Origin of the sequence: Bacillus sp. MSP13, assembly GCF_000815295.1 — a bacterium.
In the GTDB taxonomy this organism is placed as follows: Bacteria; Bacillota; Bacilli; order Bacillales; family Bacillaceae; genus Bacillus; species Bacillus vallismortis.
Genome location: NZ_JXAQ01000008.1, coordinates 79,636 through 100,626, shown reverse-complemented (window position 1 = coordinate 100,626; position 20,991 = coordinate 79,636). Strand labels below are relative to the sequence as shown.

General features: G+C 44.5%; 18 protein-coding genes, 1 pseudogene and 1 other annotated feature. Of the genes and pseudogenes, 13 read left to right on the top strand and 6 right to left on the bottom strand.

Annotated elements, in window-relative coordinates:
- Positions 1 to 27: 27 nt before the first annotated feature.
- From SC79_RS09420 to SC79_RS09385, 8 genes are all read left to right on the top strand, one after another.
- Complete coding sequence (locus tag SC79_RS09420; protein ID WP_039074820.1) at positions 28 to 1,005, top strand: ABC transporter permease; 978 nt, start codon at positions 28 to 30, stop codon at positions 1,003 to 1,005.
- A gap of 14 nt (positions 1,006 to 1,019) precedes the next feature.
- Positions 1,020 to 1,715 carry an ABC transporter ATP-binding protein YtrE gene (gene ytrE, locus SC79_RS09415; RefSeq protein ID WP_039074819.1) on the top strand — a complete coding sequence of 232 codons (696 nt, stop codon included), beginning with the start codon at positions 1,020 to 1,022 and terminating at the stop codon, positions 1,713 to 1,715.
- Positions 1,705 to 3,021 carry an ABC transporter permease gene (locus SC79_RS09410; RefSeq protein ID WP_039074818.1) on the top strand — a complete coding sequence of 439 codons (1,317 nt, stop codon included), beginning with the start codon at positions 1,705 to 1,707 and terminating at the stop codon, positions 3,019 to 3,021. Before ytrE ends, SC79_RS09410 begins: the two co-directional genes overlap by 11 nt.
- Positions 3,022 to 3,117: 96 nt before the next feature.
- Positions 3,118 to 3,828: a response regulator transcription factor gene (locus SC79_RS09405; protein WP_039074858.1), complete on the top strand. Its 711-nt coding sequence runs from the start codon at positions 3,118 to 3,120 to the stop codon at positions 3,826 to 3,828.
- Positions 3,806 to 4,810, top strand: coding sequence for a sensor histidine kinase (locus tag SC79_RS09400; RefSeq protein WP_039074817.1), 1,005 nt, complete (start codon positions 3,806 to 3,808; stop codon positions 4,808 to 4,810). The genes SC79_RS09405 and SC79_RS09400 overlap by 23 nt, the downstream gene beginning before the upstream one ends.
- A 101-nt stretch (positions 4,811 to 4,911) precedes the next feature.
- Positions 4,912 to 5,673, top strand: coding sequence for a bacitracin ABC transporter ATP-binding protein BceA (bceA, locus tag SC79_RS09395; protein ID WP_039074816.1), 762 nt, complete (start codon positions 4,912 to 4,914; stop codon positions 5,671 to 5,673).
- Complete coding sequence (locus SC79_RS09390; RefSeq protein WP_039074815.1) at positions 5,663 to 7,603, top strand: ABC transporter permease; 1,941 nt, start codon at positions 5,663 to 5,665, stop codon at positions 7,601 to 7,603. Before bceA ends, SC79_RS09390 begins: the two co-directional genes overlap by 11 nt.
- A 270-nt stretch (positions 7,604 to 7,873) precedes the next feature.
- Entirely contained in the window at positions 7,874 to 9,067 is a 1,194-nt protein-coding gene (locus tag SC79_RS09385) for an MDR family MFS transporter (protein WP_039074814.1), read from the top strand.
- A 31-nt stretch (positions 9,068 to 9,098) separates the two neighbouring features.
- Here SC79_RS09385 and SC79_RS09380 read toward each other — a convergent pair whose 3' ends face one another.
- Positions 9,099 to 9,884: a blue-light photoreceptor gene (locus SC79_RS09380; RefSeq protein ID WP_039074813.1), complete on the bottom strand. Its 786-nt coding sequence runs from the start codon at positions 9,882 to 9,884 to the stop codon at positions 9,099 to 9,101.
- Positions 9,885 to 10,276: 392 nt separating this feature from the next.
- Here SC79_RS09380 and SC79_RS09375 point away from each other — a divergent pair, with 392 nt between their 5' ends.
- The 3 genes from SC79_RS09375 (at position 10,277) to SC79_RS09365 (ending at position 13,881) form a co-directional block, all read left to right on the top strand.
- The gene (locus SC79_RS09375) at positions 10,277 to 10,612 is read left to right on the top strand and encodes a DUF4257 domain-containing protein (RefSeq protein ID WP_026014487.1); all 336 of its coding nucleotides are present in this window, start codon (positions 10,277 to 10,279) and stop codon (positions 10,610 to 10,612) included.
- 103 nt (positions 10,613 to 10,715) lie between these two features.
- Positions 10,716 to 10,930: a binding site (T-box leader), on the top strand.
- Between the two features lie 109 nt (positions 10,931 to 11,039).
- Positions 11,040 to 13,454 carry a leucine--tRNA ligase gene (gene leuS, locus SC79_RS09370; protein ID WP_039074812.1) on the top strand — a complete coding sequence of 805 codons (2,415 nt, stop codon included), beginning with the start codon at positions 11,040 to 11,042 and terminating at the stop codon, positions 13,452 to 13,454.
- Positions 13,455 to 13,569: 115 nt separating this feature from the next.
- Complete coding sequence (locus SC79_RS09365) at positions 13,570 to 13,881, top strand: rhodanese-like domain-containing protein (protein ID WP_003237998.1); 312 nt, start codon at positions 13,570 to 13,572, stop codon at positions 13,879 to 13,881.
- A gap of 22 nt (positions 13,882 to 13,903) precedes the next feature.
- Here SC79_RS09365 and melA read toward each other — a convergent pair whose 3' ends face one another.
- The 5 genes and pseudogenes from melA to SC79_RS09340 form a co-directional block, all read right to left on the bottom strand.
- Positions 13,904 to 15,202: an alpha-galactosidase MelA gene (melA, locus tag SC79_RS09360; RefSeq protein ID WP_039074811.1), complete on the bottom strand. Its 1,299-nt coding sequence runs from the start codon at positions 15,200 to 15,202 to the stop codon at positions 13,904 to 13,906.
- A 19-nt stretch (positions 15,203 to 15,221) separates the two neighbouring features.
- Positions 15,222 to 16,052, bottom strand: a complete 831-nt coding sequence (locus tag SC79_RS09355) for a carbohydrate ABC transporter permease (RefSeq protein WP_039074810.1) — start codon at positions 16,050 to 16,052, stop codon at positions 15,222 to 15,224.
- Positions 16,049 to 16,960 (bottom strand): carbohydrate ABC transporter permease, encoded by a 912-nt coding sequence (locus SC79_RS09350; protein ID WP_039074809.1) that lies wholly within the window; start codon positions 16,958 to 16,960, stop codon positions 16,049 to 16,051. Before SC79_RS09350 ends, SC79_RS09355 begins: the two co-directional genes overlap by 4 nt.
- Complete coding sequence (locus SC79_RS09345) at positions 16,957 to 18,234, bottom strand: ABC transporter substrate-binding protein (RefSeq protein WP_039074808.1); 1,278 nt, start codon at positions 18,232 to 18,234, stop codon at positions 16,957 to 16,959. Before SC79_RS09345 ends, SC79_RS09350 begins: the two co-directional genes overlap by 4 nt.
- A gap of 33 nt (positions 18,235 to 18,267) precedes the next feature.
- Positions 18,268 to 19,280 (bottom strand): annotated as a pseudogene (locus SC79_RS09340) (LacI family DNA-binding transcriptional regulator).
- 215 nt (positions 19,281 to 19,495) lie between these two features.
- On the opposite strand from SC79_RS09340, the gene SC79_RS09335 reads away from it, so the two are divergent.
- Together SC79_RS09335 and SC79_RS09330 are read left to right on the top strand one after the other, a co-directional pair.
- Positions 19,496 to 20,395: a dienelactone hydrolase family protein gene (locus tag SC79_RS09335; RefSeq protein ID WP_039074807.1), complete on the top strand. Its 900-nt coding sequence runs from the start codon at positions 19,496 to 19,498 to the stop codon at positions 20,393 to 20,395.
- A 53-nt stretch (positions 20,396 to 20,448) separates the two neighbouring features.
- A complete protein-coding gene (locus SC79_RS09330) occupies positions 20,449 to 20,949 on the top strand; it encodes a hypothetical protein (RefSeq protein ID WP_039074806.1) in 501 nt (166 codons plus the stop codon).
- The last annotated feature ends 42 nt before the right edge of the window (positions 20,950 to 20,991 follow it).

Sequence of the window (20,991 nt, the reverse complement as noted above, 5' to 3'; positions counted from 1 at the left end):
AATACTTTCGGTTTGGAGGGAAGTGATGTGCCGGATTCCGGGTTGTTTTATAAAGAGTGGAAGCAAAATAAAGCGCTGCTACTCATGATTTTTTTTGTATTTATGCTTAGCAATCCTTTTACTATTTTAGAGACGTACATTTCATATCAAGGCTGCGTTGCTCATCAGAACGATTGGAGCGGATCCTGTGTATTTACGATTAACTATTTAAACGGCACATTTATCTCATTGTTTTGGATTTGGGGTGTCGTTTTGGCGGTCAGCCAGCTTGGGATTGAACGAAGCAAGAGCTTGTTTGATTTTACATTAAGCCTTCCCTATACACGCGGGCAGATATTTAACGCGAAGTTTCTCACCGGCGGAATGGTGATTGTGATGCCGCAGCTCGTAGGTTATCTTTTATCTGTTTTGATGCTGGTGCTTTTGAAGCCTGACCAGGCTGTTTATTTTCATCACTACAGCTTGGGAATGATCATTGTCAGCATGTTGGCATATTCTTTGGTTATGGCTGGCGGAGCGCTGACAGGCCATATTTTTGCACAGCTTTTGGTTTCATTTACCGCTACTATTTTACCTTTTTTATTCATTACTTTGCCTGCGATGAATATCGATATCCTTTTTGGAAGGAATGCGGCATTTTTAGACTTCCCTATACCAGAATGGATAAAGTATATATTTCCCATTACGTATGTTGTTCCAAACTGGGTTGATGATTCACCATATTATTTAGTGATTCCGGCTGTTATGAGCATGATTCTCTACATCATCGGGTACATCAGCTTCGTCAAACTGTCTAATGAACGTAATGGATATTTCTTTTTGTGGAAAGCATTGGATCGCCCGGTGCAAGTGATCGTCATTATTATTGGCATTTTAGGCTTCGGCTGTTTTGGATACGCAGTAAGCGAGAGCTTTGCCGGCTACCTATTTGGCATGGCTGCAGGTGCTGTGATCGGTTTCTTCATCAGTTATTTTGCGATTTATAAAAAAACAAAACATGTGTAAGGGAGAGAGAAAATATGATTGATGTTCAGCATATCGACCATTCTTTCACGATCGGTAAAAAGGGCCGTGAGAATGAAGTTCCAGTATTAAAGGATGTGTCATTAAGCGTGGCCAAAGGTGAAATCGCCTGTATTGTCGGGCGAAGCGGTTCAGGAAAATCAACGCTTTTGAATTTAATTTCCGGCTACATATCGCCGACGAAAGGGCGGATTGTCATTAATGGCACTGATGTGACGGGCTTTAATGAAAAGGAATGGGCTCAGTTCCGCCTTGAACATTTTGGGTTCATTTTTCAAAGCTTTCAGCTTATTCCGGGGCTAACGACGTATGAGAATGTTGAAATGCCGCTGGCGTTAAAAGGGATCAAACCGTCTGAGCGCAAGCAAAAGGTGCAGGACATGCTGAAACGCGTCGGTCTGGAAAATCACGCCGCTCATTATCCGAATGAACTGTCAGGCGGCCAGCAGCAGCGTGTCAGTATTGCGCGGGCATTGATTTTAAACCCATCTATCATTTTAGCCGATGAGCCGACGGGAAGCCTCGATTCAGAAACGGAGCAGGAAGTATTGGATTTGATTCAGCAGCTGAACCGCGAGCGGGGCATTACATTTGTGATCATCACCCACGATGATGAAGTCGCTTCTATCGGACATTCAAAATTTCAGCTTCATGACGGTGTGTTAAAAGGGGGAATTACTGTTGAGGTTTAAGGATCAGGTTCATTTTATCAGAAGAAATATGAAGAAAAACAGGCTCCGCGTCTTTATGACCATTCTTGCGACAACAATGGCGTGTGCGTTTTTGGTTGTGCTCTCGTCGGTTGGATTCGGGATTCAAAAGACGATTACGGATATGACGATGAGCCAGCAGGTTGTAACGGAAATCCGGGTGTACGGAAAATCAGATGGGAAAGACGTTAAAAAAGCTGATTTAGAGAAATATGATAACGTAAAAGCAGTAGTGGAAAGAACGACGGTAAATGAACCAATTGAAGTGAAGCTTGGGGATCGAACTAATTCAAATTCTACTTTGGTTTTTACAAATATGGATGATGAATTAAAGTCGAATATGGAGCTGGAGAAAGGACGTACGGCAAAATCAGAAAATGAAATCGTAGTAGGATATAATTTTGCTAAGTATTTATGGACGAAAAAAGAGTCCGAAGATTATGAAAAAGAGCTTAGCAAAACTCAAGTGAATTATGATGAGATCAAAGAACCTAAAGGGTTTACAAAAGAAGCGCTGAACAAAACGATTCAACTTAATGTCTCCAAAACAAACGCAGAAACCGGCAAAGTTGAGGGAGAAAAGTCGTATGATTTTAAAATTGTCGGCATCACAAGAAAACCAAATACAGATTTTCAAGAAGACAACAGCATTTATGTAAGCAATAGCTTTAAGGGTGATTTTTCAAAGTTTCTTGATATGTCAAAAGACAGCACCTCTGTTGAAAAGAGCATAAATGTGTATGCTGATAAATTTGAACATGTTGAGCAGCTGTCAAATGATTTAATGGATGACGGTTATCAGGTGATTTCCGTGACAACGCAGTTAAAAGGAGCCAACACCTTCTTCATGGTCTTCAAAATCGGCTTGATCTTTGTCGGATGTATCGCTGTTATTATTTCAGCAATCGGCATTTTTAACACGATGACGATGGCAGTTACTGAAAGGACGCAGGAGATCGGGATTATGAAAGCGATTGGGGCAAGTCCGTCCATCATTCGCCGAATGTTCTTGATGGAAAGCGCGTATATCGGAATTTTAGGCTGTGTGATTGGGATTATCATTTCTTACGGCGTAAGCTTCCTTGTCAACCTGGCTGTTCCAATGATACTCGCGGCGACAAGCGGAAGCGATGCGGGCGATTTGAATTACACATTCTCCTACATCCCGGCCAGCCTTGTGATCATCGCAGTTGTGATTTGCGGAGGGGTAGCGGTGATTTCCGGGATGAACCCGGCGAGAAAAGCGACCAAAACCAACGTGCTGACAGCGTTAAGAAGAGAATTATAAGATGTGTGAGCCGGCTGAGACAGCCGGTTTTCTCTATAGCGCATGATGGTTTTTTGCTATACACTTGATAAAAAAGGAAAAAGTGCGGTGAGTCGATTGTTTACATTATTGCTGATTGAAGATGATGAATCGCTGTTTTATGAAATGAAGGATCGTTTAACGGGATGGTCCTATGATGTATATGGCATACAGGATTTCGGCCAAGTACTCCAGGAATTTGCGGCGGTTAAGCCTGATTGTGTCATTATTGATGTCCAGCTGCCTAAATTTGACGGGTTTCATTGGTGCCGGCTGATCCGCTCCCGGTCAAATGTTCCGATTCTTTTCCTATCGTCTCGTGACCATCCTGCTGATATGGTGATGTCGATGTCGCTCGGAGCCGATGACTTTATTCAAAAGCCGTTTCATTTTGACGTGCTGATTGCGAAAATCCAAGCGATTTTTCGGCGCGTGTATCATTATAATACGGAGCCAAGCGCGGTCAAAACATGGTGCGGAGCTGCCGTAGACGCAGAGCAGAACCTCGTCAGCAATGACAAAGGCTCTGTTGAACTGACGAAAAACGAAATGTTCATTCTGAAACAGTTAATAGAACAAAAAAACAAGATTGTCAGCCGGGAAGAGCTGATCAGAAGTTTGTGGAATGATGAGCGTTTTGTCAGTGATAATACGCTGACGGTCAATGTCAATCGCCTGCGGAAAAAACTGGACGCCCTGCAGCTCGGCACCCATATCGAGACGAAAGTCGGCCAAGGCTACATGGCGAAGGAAGAGGATCAATTCTATGATGAAAGCATTCCTCACTGAAAGGCGAAGCTGGATTGCCGCGTTTTTATTCCAGCAGGTTTTGCTATTGTTCGTTGCTTTTGTGGATCCCTCCATTTCATTTCAAAATGTTCTTTATATGGTGTATTTGTCTATCTTGTTTTTTATCATCTTCCTTTGGTTCCGCTATTGGAAAGAGACGGCGTTTTATAAAAGCTTGAAGACGTGGGAGAACAATCTTGATGTGACAGCGATAAATGAACCGGAAACGCCGTTTGAATCAATGGTTGAACGAAGCATTACCGGACAAACGGAGCATTTGAAACAAACCGCTGCCCGGCATCGCTTGGCATTAGAAAATGAAAAAGATGAGCTGATGGCATGGATTCACGAGGTCAAAACTCCATTAACAGCGATGCATTTACTCATCGATAGAATGGAAGACCATGATTTGAAATCCCAGCTGTCATATGAATGGCTGCGTATTCACCTGCTTCTTGACCAGCAGCTTCATCAAAAGCGCATGTCATTTATTGAAAATGATCTGTCTGTAGAATGCATTCAGCTTCAGCCTATCCTTTTTAAGGAAATCAAAGATTTACAGTCGTGGTGTATCCAAAAAGGGATCGGCTTTGACATTCAGCTGGAGGCTGAGGAAGTGCTGAGCGACGCAAAATGGCTGGCGTTTATCATTAGGCAGCTGCTGACAAACGCGGTGAAATACAGCGGAGCCTCCGACATTGAAATCAAAAGCGTTCAAAAAGGGGAACGGACACAGCTTGAAGTGAGGGACTTTGGCAGGGGCATTGATCTCAAAGATGTGCCCCGCATTTTTGATAAAGGATTTACATCCACGACGGACCACCATGATCAAGGGTCCACTGGCATGGGGCTGTACTTGGCGAAAAAAGCCGCGGCCCCGTTAATGATCCATATTGATGTGCGTTCGGAGTCCGGTGCGGGAACGGTTTTTACATTAACTTTCCCCCAACGGAATCAATTTGAACGAGTCATAGGCGTGTGACGAAAATGTCACATGCTTTTCTTTTTTGTTCGCCATATCGAAGGAAAAGCCCGGCAATCCTTTTTATAATGAGAGTATCCAATATAAAGGAGATTATAGGAATGATGATCTTACAAGCGAATAAAATTCGAAAAAGCTATGGAAACAAGCTGAATAAACAAGAAGTGCTCAAAGGCATTGATATTCATATTCAAAAAGGTGAATTTGTCAGTATTATGGGGGCGTCAGGTTCTGGGAAAACCACCTTGCTCAATGTTCTGTCCTCCATTGATCAGGTCAGTGACGGGACCATTCATATTAACGGAAATGAGATGACGTCAATGAAGGAAAAGCAGCTGGCTGAATTCAGAAAACAACATTTAGGCTTTATCTTTCAAGATTACAATCTGCTGGATACGTTGACAGTAAAAGAGAATATCCTCCTGCCGTTGTCGATTACAAAAATGCCAAAAAGCGAAGCCGTTCGCAAGTTCGAAGAGGTGGCGAAAGAGCTGGGCATTTATGAGCTCCGTGATAAGTACCCAAATGAAATTTCCGGCGGCCAGAAGCAGCGCACATCTGCCGCGAGAGCGTTTATTCATGAACCGAGCATTATTTTCGCAGATGAGCCGACGGGCGCGCTTGATTCAAAGTCAGCTTCTGATCTATTAAACAAGTTAAGCCAGCTCAATCAGAAACGCAACGCTACGATTATCATGGTCACTCATGATCCTGTCGCCGCCAGCTACTGCGGAAGAGTGATTTTTATGAAGGACGGGCAAATGTATACACAGTTAAATAAAGGAGGCCAAGACAGACAAACGTTTTTCCAGGACATCATGAAAACGCAAGGCGTGTTAGGCGGGGTGCAGCATGAACATTAATCAGCTCATCCTAAGAAATTTGAAAAAGAATCTCCGCAATTACTATTTGTATGTGTTTGCGCTGATCTTTAGCGTGGCGCTTTATTTCGCCTTTGTCACACTCCAGTATGACCCTGCGATTAATGAAGTAAAGGCTTCAATCAAGGGAGCCGCGGCCATTAAAACCGCTTCGATGTTGCTTGTGTTCGTGGTGGCGATTTTCATTTTATATGCCAATACGATTTTTATTAAGAGACGGAGTAAAGAAATCGGGCTGTTTCAATTAATTGGAATGACCAAACATAAAATCTTTCGGATCTTAAGTGCGGAAAATATGATGCTGTATTTCGGTTCCTTAGCGATCGGGGTATTGGCCGGATTTTCGATATCAAAGCTAGTCCTGATGATTCTGTTTAAAATTGTCGATGTCAAAGCCGATGCGAAACTCCATTTTTCCGGGCAAGCCTTGATCCAAACGATCATTGTGTTCTGCGGCATTTACCTTTTGATTATGATCATGAATTATACGTTTATCAAAAAACAAAGTATTTTATCTTTGTTTAAAGTGACCTCTTCGACTGAAGATCAAGTGAAGAGAATATCATTTTTCCAGATGCTGATCGGCGCTTTAGGCATCGTGCTGATTTTGACGGGATACTATGTGTCTTCTGAGCTGTTTGGCGGTAAATTTAAGACCATGAATGAACTGTTCGGCGCGATGAGCTTTATTCTGGGGGCCGTCATTGTCGGAACGTTCCTCTTTTATAAAGGCTCGGTGACCTTTATCTCGAATATCATCCGAAAAAGCAAGGGCGGCTACTTAAATATCTCTGAAGTTCTGTCACTGTCATCGATCATGTTCAGAATGAAATCAAACGCGCTGCTATTGACAATTATTACAACCGTTTCAGCGCTCGCCATTGGGCTGCTCTCACTTGCTTATATTTCGTATTACTCAGCCGAAAAGACCGCTGAACAAAATGTGGCCGCTGATTTTTCATTCATGAATGAGAAAGATGCCAAAACATTTGAAAGCAGTTTGAATGAACGCAACATTTCATATGTGAAGAAAGAAACCCCTTTCCTACAAGCGAATGTCGACATTGCAAATATAATGGATGGAGACCCGAAGGAGCTGCAGAGTGATCCCCATAATATGCAGCTTGCGGTTGTGAGTGACAAAGAGGCGGAACAGGTCGATGTGCCAGAAGGGGAAGCCTTTTTATCCGGATATAACGATCTTCTGCAAAAAATCATGGGATTAAAAGATTCAGGCAGCATGAAAGTGAAAAGCAAGCATAAGACGACATCTCTACAATACAAAGGGTTAAGAAAAGAGTTTCTTCTCTCCTTTCCGTTTACAAGCGGGGGATTGCCCGCTGTCATAGTGGATGACAGCCTGTTTCAATATCTGAACAAAAATAAAGATCCCCGTATTCAGCTGGCGCAATCTGAATGTATTGCCATCAATGTCAAGCATGAAGACCAGCTGGAAAAAGCGAATGAGCTATTTCAAAAGGTGAACAAAAAAGACCAGCATTTATCAAGGCTGGATGCAAGCATCGCGCAAAAATCACTATTTGGTATCGTGATGTTCATCGTTGGCTTCTTAGGATTAACGTTTCTGATTACATCTGGCTGTATCCTTTATTTTAAACAAATGGGTGAGAGTGAAGATGAAAAACCAAATTATACGATTTTGAGAAAACTCGGGTTTACGCAAGGTGATCTGATGAAGGGGATACGCATCAAACAAATGTACAACTTCGGCATTCCGCTTGTTGTCGGCCTCTTCCACAGCTACTTTGCCGTTCAATCCGGCTGGTTCTTATTCGGATCAGAGGTGTGGGCGCCGATGATTCTGGTGATGGTGTTATACACCGCGCTCTACTCCATTTTTGGTTTTCTGTCCGTTCTTTATTATAAGAAAGTGATTAAATCGTCGTTGTGAAACAGGAAAAGCTCCAGAGGTTCTGGAGCTTCAGATTGTTGACAAAATCCTAAAACGGTTTTCGTTTTGGGATTTTGTCATCTTTACTCCTCCTTTTTCTATTTATTGTCCATTTTTCAAACCATATTTGTTAGATTTTTTCACGCTCATCAGTTGAAAAAAATGAGATAGACAGCTAGAATAAATGTGCTATGATTACTCGATTCGTACGGAGCCGTTTTAGGTTTCGTTTTTTTCATGAGCTTTTTTAGGCGAGAAAGGGGGATGAGTATGCCGCGTGCTCTTAAAATTTTAGTCATTGGAATGTTTATTAATGTGACGGGTGCTTCTTTTTTATGGCCGCTTAATACGATTTATATCCATAATCATTTAGGAAAGTCATTAACAGTAGCCGGGCTTGTTTTGATGCTGAATTCAGGCGCCAGTGTGGCTGGGAATTTAAGCGGCGGTTTTTTGTTTGATAAAATCGGCGGCTTTAAATCGATTATGCTTGGAATTGCGATTACGTTAGCAAGCCTGATGGGCCTTGTCTTTTTTCATGAGTGGCCGGCTTACATTGTGCTGCTGACGATTGTGGGTTTTGGTTCCGGTGTTGTTTTTCCGGCCAGCTACGCAATGGCTGGATCGGTGTGGCCTGAAGGGGGAAGAAAGGCGTTTAATGCGATTTATGTCGCGCAAAACGCGGGTGTGGCTGTCGGCTCAGCGCTTGGCGGTGTCGTGGCTTCTTTCTCGTTTTCATATGTATTTTTGGCGAATGCTGCATTGTATCTGGCCTTTTTCTTTATCGTATATTTCGGATTTCGAAACATTCAGACGAAGGATGCGTCCCAAACGTCTGTGCTTGACTATGATGCTGTGAACAGCAAAGCGAAATTTGCCGCGCTCATCATATTAAGCAGCGGGTATGTACTCGGATGGCTGGCTTATTCTCAGTGGTCAACGACCATTGCTTCGTATACGCAAAGCATTGGAATCTCTCTTTCCTTATACAGTGTGCTGTGGACGGTTAACGGAATGTTAATTGTGTTTGGCCAGCCGCTTGTCAGTTTTGTGGTGAAAAAATGGGCGGAGTCGCTGAAAACGCAAATGGTCATCGGATTTATCATTTTTATTGTATCCTTCAGTATGCTGCTGACGGCAAAACACTTCCCGATGTTTCTGGCTGCAATGGTGATCCTGACCATCGGGGAAATGCTTGTCTGGCCTGCGGTGCCGACGATTGCCAACCAGCTTGCCCCTAAAGGAAAGGAAGGATTTTATCAAGGCTTTGTCAACAGCGCGGCGACAGGCGGCAGAATGATTGGTCCGTTGTTCGGCGGTATGCTTGTCGATCACTTCGGCATTCAAGCTCTTGTGTTATCTCTTTTGGTTTTGCTGTTGATCAGTATTGCCACCACGCTTTTGTATGACAAACGAATAAAATCGGCTAAAGAAACAAATAAGCAAGCATCAATCTCTTCATAATAAAAGATCCCGCTGGATGAGCGGGATCTTTTTACATAATCGGAAGCACGCTAACGGCATCCTTTACATTTGAGTATGTTTGCAGTGATGAAAAATTGACATCCAGTTTATTCATTTTTATGGCCAATTCGGGTTTAATGCCTGTAATGATTAATTCGGTTCCGGTCAATTTCAGCAAATGGCTCAGCTTGAAAATCTGATCGGCGGTTTGTTCATTTACTTGGGCCAGCCCTGATAAATCAATGATCAAATAATCATCTTTGGATGTTGATAAGATATTCGTCAATGTGCAAACGATGGAATTAAATCGTTCCTCCGTCAGGTTGCCGACTAGCGGAAGAGCCGAAATGCCGTTGCGAATCGGGACAATAGGCGTTGAAAGTGCAGTGATTTCTGTGAGGGAATCCTCGAGAAGCTTCTCATACTCTTTTTGCCGGGTGATGTCTTTTTGAATGCCGACAAAATAGGTCTTGCCTTCAATTTCTAGCGGGTCAATATTCAATTCATTCCAGAACATCGTCCCGTCTTTTTTGTAGTTTTGGATTTGGACGGTAACCGGCTCTTTATTTAGTAAAGCGGTTCTAATGTTTTTTACTTCAGCGGGGCTTGTATGTTTCCCCTGTAAGAAGCGGCAGTTCTTTCCTAAAATCTCATCGGCCTCATAGCCGGTCATTTGAACAAAGCCTTGGTTTACGTAGACAATCGGATTATCTTCAAGTGCGGGATCTGTAATGACCACACCGACTCGCGCGTGATCAAGCGCTTTTTTGATGACCTCCAGCTGTCCTTGTATTCCAAATGATTGAAAACTAGCCATATAATTCCCCCTTAGGCTGCCAGCTAACTGTGCGAAAGCCTGATATTCCCCTTTTTTAATGAATTCTACAGTAACCGTAGCACAACACATGTTCTGATTCAAGCAAGCGCAGTTTGTTGTTTGTCATCAAGGCTTGTCCTCGTATACACTAAAAATAAGAACAGAAATTGAACATATGAACGGAAGCAGCTAAATGAGTGACTAGGTCAATGTCACTGGGTGAAAAATGAATCTAATGCATCAAGCTTACCGATCATGTGTTCACATATAATGGAAGAAACAAGCTTTTTTCAGATTTGCCAGTATGTAGATATCGAAAATCATCGGAATCGTTTAAGGGGGCTGGATGGCCTGAAGTCGCTTTACGAAATAAGGGCTTTAGGAAGGTGATGATGAAGATGCTGCATCAGGTACTCATTGCTTGTGTAATTGGAGGAATTATGGGGATTCTCGGTCATGTGAAAAAGAGAGGCAGGCTGGAGAAGCCCAGAATGACGAAGCGGTTTATCTATCTTGGATTTTTGGAAGATTGGTTTATCGGAATGACGGCTTCCATTTTACTTGTATTATCCGCTGACCCCGATTCAGGAATTCAACTTGTCATCTTATCCATTATCTCAGGCTACGGCGGTGAAGCTGTTCTCAGAAGTTTTGACTTTGTGAGAGAACTGAACAGCGGCGGCGAATCGGCCGAGTCCAAACGTCAAACCAAAACTCCACCCGAATAATTGTCCTCAATCTTCGCCCGTTCAGGGTACATTCCCATTGTATACAAACCTGCTTGCACTTATGAACAGAATTCTATAAAATACAGTTAAGATTACGGTTGCGATAAGAACAATGAAGAGGAGCAGTAAGAAGCAGATATTGTTGCAGAGAGTTGACGGCTGGTGAAAGTCAATCAAATTTGTTTCCGAACTCACCTCAGAGTTGCAGCGGTGAAAAGCCGCTGACGCATAACTGCGTTAAAAGTATCAAGTGAGTGCGGCGTATGCCGCGCTAACGAGGGTGGTACCGCGGGAAAACGAAAGTCTCTCGTCCCTTTTAGGGATGAGGGAGTTTTTTTTAGTTTGGGAATATTCTGAATATAATTCTCTCCTTCCCGTCAATACTTGAACCATAAACGCCGTATTCAATCAGAAGGAGGTTTTTACTTTGAGTTTTCAGCACAAAGAGATAGAAAAGAAATGGCAGACATACTGGCTTGAAAACAAAACATTTGCCACTCTTGATCATAATGAAAAACAAAAATTTTACGCGCTGGACATGTTTCCTTATCCGTCTGGAGCGGGTTTGCACGTCGGCCATCCTGAAGGTTATACAGCCACGGATATCCTGTCTCGTCTGAAGCGCATGCAGGGCTATGATGTCCTTCATCCAATGGGCTGGGACGCATTCGGCTTGCCGGCTGAACAGTACGCGCTCGACACAGGGAACGATCCCGCTGTATTTACGAAGCAGAATATCGATAATTTCCGCCGCCAAATTCAGTCGCTTGGTTTCTCATATGACTGGGATCGTGAAATCAATACGACTGATCCTGAATACTATAAATGGACACAATGGATTTTCTTAAAGCTGTACGAAAAAGGCCTTGCTTATGTTGACGAAGTGCCTGTCAACTGGTGTCCTGCCCTCGGTACGGTTCTTGCCAACGAAGAAGTCATTGACGGCAAGAGCGAACGGGGAGGCCACCCGGTAGAGAGACGCCCGATGAAGCAGTGGATGCTGAAAATTACCGCTTATGCGGACAGGCTTCTTGAAGACTTGGAAGAGCTTGATTGGCCGGAAAGCATCAAAGATATGCAGCGCAACTGGATCGGCCGTTCAGAAGGCGCGCACGTTCATTTTGCTGTAGATGGATATGATGAGTCCTTTACGGTGTTTACGACTAGACCAGATACGCTGTTTGGCGCTACATACACTGTACTTGCCCCGGAACATGCGTTGGTGGAAACCATCACAACGGCTGATCAAAAAGAAGCTGTCGAAGCATATGTCAAAGACATTCAATCAAAAAGTGATTTGGAGCGGACTGATCTTGCGAAAACAAAGACAGGCGTTTTCACGGGAGCTTATGCGATCAATCCTGTAAACGGAGAAAAATTGCCGGTCTGGATTGCCGATTACGTTCTTGCGTCTTACGGAACAGGTGCTGTTATGGCGGTTCCTGGGCACGATGAGCGTGATTTTGAATTCGCCAAAACGTTCGGCCTTCCGGTGAAGGAAGTTGTGAAAGGCGGAAATGTTGAGGAAGCAGCGTACACTGGCGACGGCGAGCATGTGAACTCTGATTTTCTGAACGGCCTTAACAAGCAGGAAGCGATTGAAAAAATAATCGCTTGGCTGGAAGAAACGAAAAACGGCGAGAAGAAAGTGACGTACCGTCTGCGTGACTGGCTCTTCAGCCGCCAGCGTTATTGGGGCGAGCCGATTCCGGTCATTCATTGGGAAGACGGGACATCAACGGCTGTGCCGGAAGAGGAGCTGCCGCTGATTTTGCCGAAAACGGATGAAATCAAACCGAGCGGAACAGGTGAATCACCGCTTGCGAACATAAAAGAGTGGGTGGAAGTCACAGACCCTGAGACTGGAAAAAAAGGTAGAAGAGAAACGAACACAATGCCGCAATGGGCGGGAAGCTGCTGGTATTTCTTGCGCTATATTGATCCGCACAACCCGGATCAGCTGGCATCACCAGAGAAATTGGAAAAATGGCTTCCGGTTGATATGTATATCGGCGGTGCAGAGCATGCCGTGCTTCACCTTCTGTATGCCCGCTTCTGGCATAAGTTCCTTTATGATATCGGTGTAGTGCCGACGAAAGAACCGTTCCAAAAGCTGTACAACCAAGGAATGATTCTCGGCGAAAACAACGAAAAAATGAGTAAATCTAAAGGGAACGTTGTCAACCCTGACGACATCGTTGCTTCTCACGGCGCTGATACACTAAGATTGTACGAAATGTTCATGGGACCGCTTGATGCTTCAATCGCTTGGTCTGAATCAGGATTAGACGGCGCGCGCCGCTTCCTTGACCGTGTATGGCGCCTGTTTGTCGAAGAAAGCGGTGAGCTTAATGGCAAGATCGTTAAAAGCGCAGGTGAAACATTAGAGCGCGTGTATCATGAAACGGTCATGAAAGTTACAGATCATTACGAAGGCCTTCGTTTCAATACGGGTATTTCCCAGCTGATGGTCTTTATTAACGAAGCTTATAAAGCGTCAGCGCTGCCAAAAGAATATATGGAAGGCTTCGTAAAGCTTCTTTCGCCAATCGCGCCTCACTTAGCGGAAGAGCTTTGGGAGAAGCTTGGCCATTCCGGTACGATTGCGTACGAAGCTTGGCCTGTATATGATGAAACAAAACTTGTGGATGATGAAGTTGAAATCGTTGTTCAGCTGAACGGAAAAGTAAAAGCGAAATTACAGGTTCCTGCCGATGCGACGAAAGAACAGCTGGAACAGCTTGCTCAAGCAGATGAAAAGGTCCAAGAGCAGCTTGAAGGCAAAACGGTTCGAAAAATCATCGCGGTGCCTGGCAAGCTAGTCAATATTGTGGCAAACTAAGCCTGAGAAAAAATCCCCTTTGCCAAAAGGGGGTTTTTTCATCAGTCTCTAAATAGCAATCGCCCGGCTGACTTTGCTATACTGAACATGACCATTGTGAATAGGAGTGTTTTCTTTGGAAATAAAAGAAATCAGCACAGCCGCTTTAAAAGAAAAAATTGAGGCGGACGAAGAATTATATTTGATTGATGTCAGAGAAGATGAAGAGGTGGCGGAAGGCATGATCCCGCAAGCCGTTCATATTCGCATGGGGGATATTCCTGAAAAAATGGACACCCTTGATAAAGACAAAGAGTACGTGTTTATCTGCCGCTCAGGAATGCGCAGCATGAATGTCTGCAGGTACTTGGATGAGCAGGGCTTTAAAACCGTCAACGTTGAAGGCGGCATGATGGCCTGGGAAGGCGAAACAAAGCCAAAAAACTAGGGGAGAACGGTCCCCTAGTTTTTTATTTATATTCCGGAATCCAATCGCCGTGTGCCGCGAATAAATCGTCACACATGGAGATGATGTCATTCATGGAAAGCTCCGCGCTTGTATGCGGATCAAGCATTGCGGCTTGGTAAACCGCTTCTTTTTTACGTGTGACAGCGGCTTCAATTGTCATCAGCTGTGTATTAATATTCGTCCGGTTTAAGGCTGCAAGCTGCTCAGGCAGTTCTCCGGCGAAGCACGGAGTGATTTTTTTTCTGTCGGCGACGCATGTCACTTCCACAACCGCTTTGGAAGGAAGATTGGTGATGAGTCCCGTATTCAAAACGTTTCCTCCGAAAGTGAACGGCTCGTTCGTTTCCATTGCTTCTATTATTCTTGAACCATATTCCTTTGAGCGTTCGTGCGTAAGGTTTTTATTATTGACGATATCATCCCGCATTTTCTCCCAATGTTGAATCTGTTTGACGCACCTTCTCGGATATTCGTCGAGCGGGATTTGCAGCTCGCTGATCAGCTCGGGATAGTTCCGCTTAATAAAATATGGATGGTACTCTGCGTTGTGTTCGGACGATTCCGTCACATAATAGCCGAACTTATCCATCAATTCAAACCGCACCATATCACGATGCTTTGTTTTTTGTTTTTCCTTCGCTCTCCTTTTGATTTCCGGATAGAGATCTGCGCCGTCTTTTTTGACCTCTAGAAGCCAAGCCATATGATTGATGCCTGCGATGCGCTCCTCGATTCCGTCATGCGCCATTCCGAGTGATTTGAACAAATCCTTCGTACACACTTGAACACTGTGGCAGAGCCCAATGGTTTTGATATTCGTATAGCGGAGCATGGCGCCTGTAAGTGAGGCCATTGGATTTGTATAATTTAAAAACCACGCATCCGGGCACATGTCCTCCATATCTTTTGCGATATCAAATAAGACCGGAATGGTTCTGAGTGACCTGAAGATTCCGCCGATGCCGACTGTGTCGGCGATCGTCTGTCGCAGCCCGTATCGTTTAGGAATGTCGAAATCTATGACTGTGCTCGGTTTATATCCTCCAACTTGAATCGCATTGATGACGTAGCTTGCGTTCTGCAAGGCGAGTTTTCTGTCATCATAGTTATTGATCGCCACGCTTGGGTTATAGCGGTCTCTCAGATTTTCGAGCATGAGCTGTGATTCCTGCAGGCGTTTCGGATCAATGTCGTAAAGGGCGAATTCAAATCCATTCAGCGCTTCTGTTAACAAGCAGTCTCCCAAAACATTCTTGGCAAAAATAGTGCTCCCTGCACCGATAAATGTAATCTTTTTCATACTGATTCCTCCTCAAGCGTTATCCTTTTACTGCTCCGGATGACAGGCCGGCAATAAAGTATTTTTGCAGCGCCAAAAACAGAATAACCATCGGGAGCATCGACATTAGCGCGGCTGCGGCAACTAAATGCAGATTGTTGGCGTTTTCTCCGAAAAACCCTGCCATGGCTACTGTTAATGTTTGAACCTTTTGATCTTGTAAAAAGAAAATCGCAAATTGATAGTCGTTCCAAATGAAGACACAGGAAATAATACAGATGGTCGCGGTGATGGGTTTCAGCAGAGGAAACACAATCGTAAAAAAGATTTTCAGCATGCCTGCGCCATCCATTCTTGCGGCTTCTTCAAGCTCTTTCGGAATGGTCGAACGGATGAAGCCAGAATACAAGAATACCGTTAATGGCATATAAGCCGCTGTATTGATCAAAATGGCGATGGCGTGGGTATTGACCATTCCGGCATCCACCACCATTCGGTACAGAGGCACCATCGATGTTAATGGAGGGATGATCATGATGGAAATCAGCAAGACGAAAACGGCTCTATTCAGCTTCGTTTCCCGCCGGGCAAGCGGGTAGGCGGCAAGAGAGCCGAATATTATTAACAGCAAGGCAGAAAAACCTGTGATGATGATGGTGTTCATAAAAGAGTTTGCTAACGAAGCGCGCTCCCACGCTTCTGAAAAATTGTGAAAGGAGATGTCAGCTGGAAACAGCCATTTTGAACTGTAGTCTCCTTTTGCTTTTAATGAAGTAGTCAGCAGGATGTAAAAAGGAATAAAATGCGCACAGGCCACTATGGCGGCAAGAATCGTAATCATCCGCCATTTTTTTGAACGGACTGCATTCATGACATTTCCGTCTCCTTTCTTTTAAAGTACGCAAGCGCGCAGAAACTGATGATCAAAATGACAAATGCCATAAATATGCCTTGTGTTGCGGCATAGCCGGCATCTTGCCGTTTGAAGTACAAATCATACATAAACGTGGACATGGATTGCGACGCATTTCCGGGACCGCCTGCGGTAAGAGCGATAATGACATCAAACAGCTTTAAGCCTCCGATAATGTTGATGACCATATTAATTGTGATCGAGGGCATTAACAGCGGCAGCGTAATGCTGAAAAACTGCTGGCCTTGTTTCGCGCCATCCATTTGCGCAGCTTCATAGTAGTCTTTCGGAATGCTTTGCAGGCCGGCTAAGTAGACAACCATACTAATCCCGACATATTGATACGTGTTAATCATGACAATGAGCCACGGGTTGAGCGATGGACTGGCGAGCGCATTGATCGGGCTGATGCCGAATACACCGAGCAAATCGTTGAGTGCGCCTCCGTCATAGGAGAAGAAAAAGTACCAAATATAGCCCATAATGAGCGGGCTGATCATCACCGGCAAATAGACAATTGTTCTCGTTATCGCTTTCATTTTGATGCTTTGATTCAAAAGCAGGGCGTACAAGAGCCCAACCACATTTTGAAAAAAAGTGCTGCCGAGCCCGTAAAGCAGTGTGTTTTTTAAGATGTGCCAAGTGTCGGGATCAGAAAACAGCCTTTCATATTGCGCGAATCCCACCCATTGGTAGACTTGTGAAAAGCCGTTCCAGTTTGTAAAGGTGATCAATGTCCCTTTCATAAACGGATAAATCATAAAGATCAGAACGGAGAGCAAAGCAGGAATATACATCCACCAAAGGGAGGACTGCTTTTTCGGCTTAACCTGTTTCACATGAACGTCTCTTGCGATCTCACTCATTGCTCTTCAGCTCCTTGTGTTTGCGATTGCTCCCGGAGTCGTTTGTATTCTCTTCCCAGCTTTTTTGAAATCTCTTGGGGCGTCAAAATGTCAGCCGCAAGCTCCTGCCCGACCGTGCCTAGGACATCCCACATTCCGTTTGGCAAGTATAAACGGTCGAAGTAAGGCTCGACTTTGACGTCTTGATAATGCTCGTAGTCGTTTGCGTAGAAAATATCAGCTTTCACATTGGTCAGCCCTGCTGGAAGCGATGTGGCTTCAGCCATTTGTTTGGCATTGGCGGGACGGGCCATAAATGCGATGAATTCTTTTGCTTCCTTTACGTGAGGGGAGTCTTTCCAAGCTGCAAGCGTGTAGCGTTCACCGCCAATCCATATCGGATCATCTCCGGCATGTATGGCAGGTGTCGGGATAATGCCAACCTTGACGTTCGGATTAATCTGGGCAACGTCTTGGCCAAGTGTGCCGCCTTGCATTGTAAAGGCGATTTTGTTTTGGGCCATTAATTCAATGAGCTGTGATTTTTTTGCGGTTACAGCGTCAATATTGATTAATTTTTCTTTCTGCATTTGTTTAAGGATGCCTGATAAATGAGTGAATTTGTTCCATTGAAACGTGCCGTTGATGAGCTGTTTTTTTTCATTATGGGCAGGATCTGTGATGAGAAGAGGTGTAGCGAATTGGTCGTAATATTGGGCGAATGAGCTTTTGTCATAGCCGGCAAACCAGAAGGGGACAATGCTGCCCTTGCTCTTTTCTTTAATCGTTCTCAGCGCTTTGATAAAGTCATCCATGGTTTCCGGCGGGTTAATGCCGTAACGGTCTAACATATTGCGGTTATACGCCAGCCCGTCTTTTGCCTGATTGATCGGATAAGCATACACCTTTCCGCTTTTATTTTTGAGGATGCTGTTTAAATTTGGATCGAGGTTTTGAGTCCATTCCATATCCCGGAGATCCGCTGTATATTCTCCGTACCTGATTTTTCCCCAGCCATGTGTATCGAATAGATCAGGCAAATCATTGGCTGCCATTCTGACACGCATCATATTTTCATAGTCATTGCCTGGGAAATGAAGGCTGACACGGATGTCTCTGTGTTCCTTTTCAAACGCTTCCGCCAGTTTTCTGAACGTAGCTCTTTCACTGTCCGTTGACATTGTAGAATAAATGGTTAACGTCTTTTTTGCGGGATTTGCTGAGCTTTTTTCTGCTGAGCAGCCGGGCAGAACAAGCAGAATGAGAGAGAGAAATAAAACAAAAGTGAGTTTCATCTGTTCCTCCTTATGATCGTGATGAATATGTTCTTATGTCACCTCCTTAGCTGAAGATCCTCTGTGGGCAAGGTAACGCGGTGAGGAAGCGTCCGGCCATTGAGGCGGTCAAGCAGCAGTTTTACGCCTGTACGGCCCATTTCCTCTGTGTATACCTTCACCGTCGTTAAAGGCGTGCTGGCAAATTCAGCTTCTTCAATGCCGTTAAAACTGACGATCGCTGTATCGCGCGGCACTTGCAATCCGGCTTCCAGAAGCGCTTTTAACGCGCCGATCGCCACCGAATCACTGGCGATAAAGAATGCGTCCGGCAGATTGCCTGAAGCGATTGCTTGCTTCATCAGGCGATAACCCTCTCGCATGCAGTATTCTCCAACCAGCACATGCTCGGGCTGGGGGGCGGCGGACGCTAAAAAGGCGGTCAGGCGTTTATCTTCAATGACTCTGCGAATGCTTTGGCCGTTCTTCAGCGTATGTTCTTTTTCCTGTCCGCCAATGTAGCCTAACCGTTTGTAACCTAGGCCGAAAAGGTGATCAATTGCTTAGCGTGAAGCGAATTCAAAATCAATACTGATAGAATCATATGCTTGCGGATCGGGTGAATGATTGATAAATACGGCATGCTCCAGCCTTCCGCTGATATGCTTAACCGCTTCATCATGAACACGGCCGATGACAATGACACCATCCAGTTCCCGAAAGATATGCTCCTGAAAGGAACCGAGATGAATCCAATTCGTGATGAAAATTTCCTGTTCAAAGCATTCCTTTTCAATGCCTTTGCGAATCGAGAAAAAATAAGGGTCCTGCCATTCTTGATCAAGGGGCAGACAGCTCAGCACGCCGATCAGCGGATGGGCCCGCTGTTTTTGCCCGCGGGTTTTCCGGCGTTTAGCAACCGTTTGATAGCCGAGCTCTTCTGCGATAGCGATGACCCTTTGCCTTGTTTCGGCTGCCACAGAAAGCGACCCATCTTCATTTAAAATTCTGGAAACAGTTGCACTGGAAACATTAGCTTTCATAGCGATATCTTTAATCCGAACCATAGGTATCCCTCTCATCTATTTAATAAAATGTTAACCCATCTATTTAGATAAATTGTGCTATCACATGATAGTAAGCGATTACAACAGTTGTTTTCAGAATATTTAATTATAATCACTAAATATTTAGTAAATGATTCAATTTGTTTTAGGAAAATAAAGGGGAATCAAGATTCGTCTCGTACATGTGAAGTAAGCGAATAAGGAAGGGTGAGAGAATGAGTAGGGAAAGAAGAAAGCAGCTGTTTCGATTGCTTGGAGATTTGCCTGACCGGAGCGAAATCAGAACGGAGACATTGTGTATTGAAGAAAGAGAAGGAAACATCATTGAAACGCTCCTGCTCGATCTAAACGGACATGAAAAAGTGCCCGCTTATTTTGTGAAACCGAAGTCCGCAGAAGGGCCGTGCCCTGCCGTATTGTTTCAGCATTCGCACGGAGGCCAGTATGACAGGGGAAAAAGTGAACTGATAGAAGGAGCAGATTATTTGAAAGCACCTTCTTTCGCCCGTGAGCTGACTTCTCTCGGGTACGGCGTACTTGCGATTGATCATTGGGGTTTTGGAGATCGGCGGGGAAAAACGGAAAGCGAGATATTTAAAGAAATGCTTCTTACCGGAAGAGTGATGTGGGGCATGATGATTTATGACAGTGTAAGAGCGCTAGATTATATGCAGTCTCGTCCTGATGTTCAGCCTGACAAAATCGGGACCATCGGCATGTCTATGGGAGGGTTGATGGCATGGTGGATAGCAGCGCTTGATGATCGGATTAAGGTGTGTGTGGATTTGTGCAGCCAGGTAGATCATCATGTCCTGATGAAAACGCAGAATCTTGACCGGCATGGTTTTTATTATTACGTCCCGTCGCTTGCAAAGCATTTTTCTGCCTCGGAGATTCAAAGCTTGATCGCGCCGCGCCCGCACCTTAGCCTTGTGGGTGTACACGACCGTTTAACGCCGGCTGAGGGTGTGAACAAAATTGAAAAAGAATTGGCAGCTGTGTATGCAGGACAGGGCGCTTCTGATTGCTATCGGGTGATTCGTTCCGCTTCTGGCCATTTCGAAACGGCAGTGATGAGGCATGAAGCCGTCCAGTTTTTGCAAAAGTGGCTGTGACGTTTAGTGGAACTGGCAGAAAGGCGCAGATTTGAGCGAAGGAAGTGGAACCGATGGAATTGCAAGACATTTTGGATTGGGCTTTCCGGCGGCATCTCAATCCATTAAGCTGGTATATTCGTCCCCTCTTTTTACTCGTATTGGTTTATGCTGCGTATCAGCGCAGCTGGAAAGGCATCATCATCATTTTTGTATTGATGATGAGCAGTATGTTCTGGTTTCCGGAACCTAAGAAGATCGATCTGCACATGCAAAAAGTGCTGGAATTCGAGCAAAAGCTGTTAGGCAGCCCGGTCTCGGCTGTTTTAACAACTGCTTTCATGATGGTTTTTCTCGGTTTGATTTTGGCTGCTTTCTGGAAGCGGTCGCTTGTATATGGTTTCATCCTATTGAATGTGACACTTGTTGGGAAGGTGGCTCTGTCCTTATTTTTCACAGGTGAAAATGGCTGGGCGCCATTAGGCAATACGGTTTTTGGGCTGTTGATGATAAATGGGATTGGCTTGTTTATCAAGTGTAGAAATCGAAAAAAACGCAGAGAAATAGACATCTAAGGCTAGGACCGTTTCCTGTAAAACGGTTTTTTTGCTCGTTTC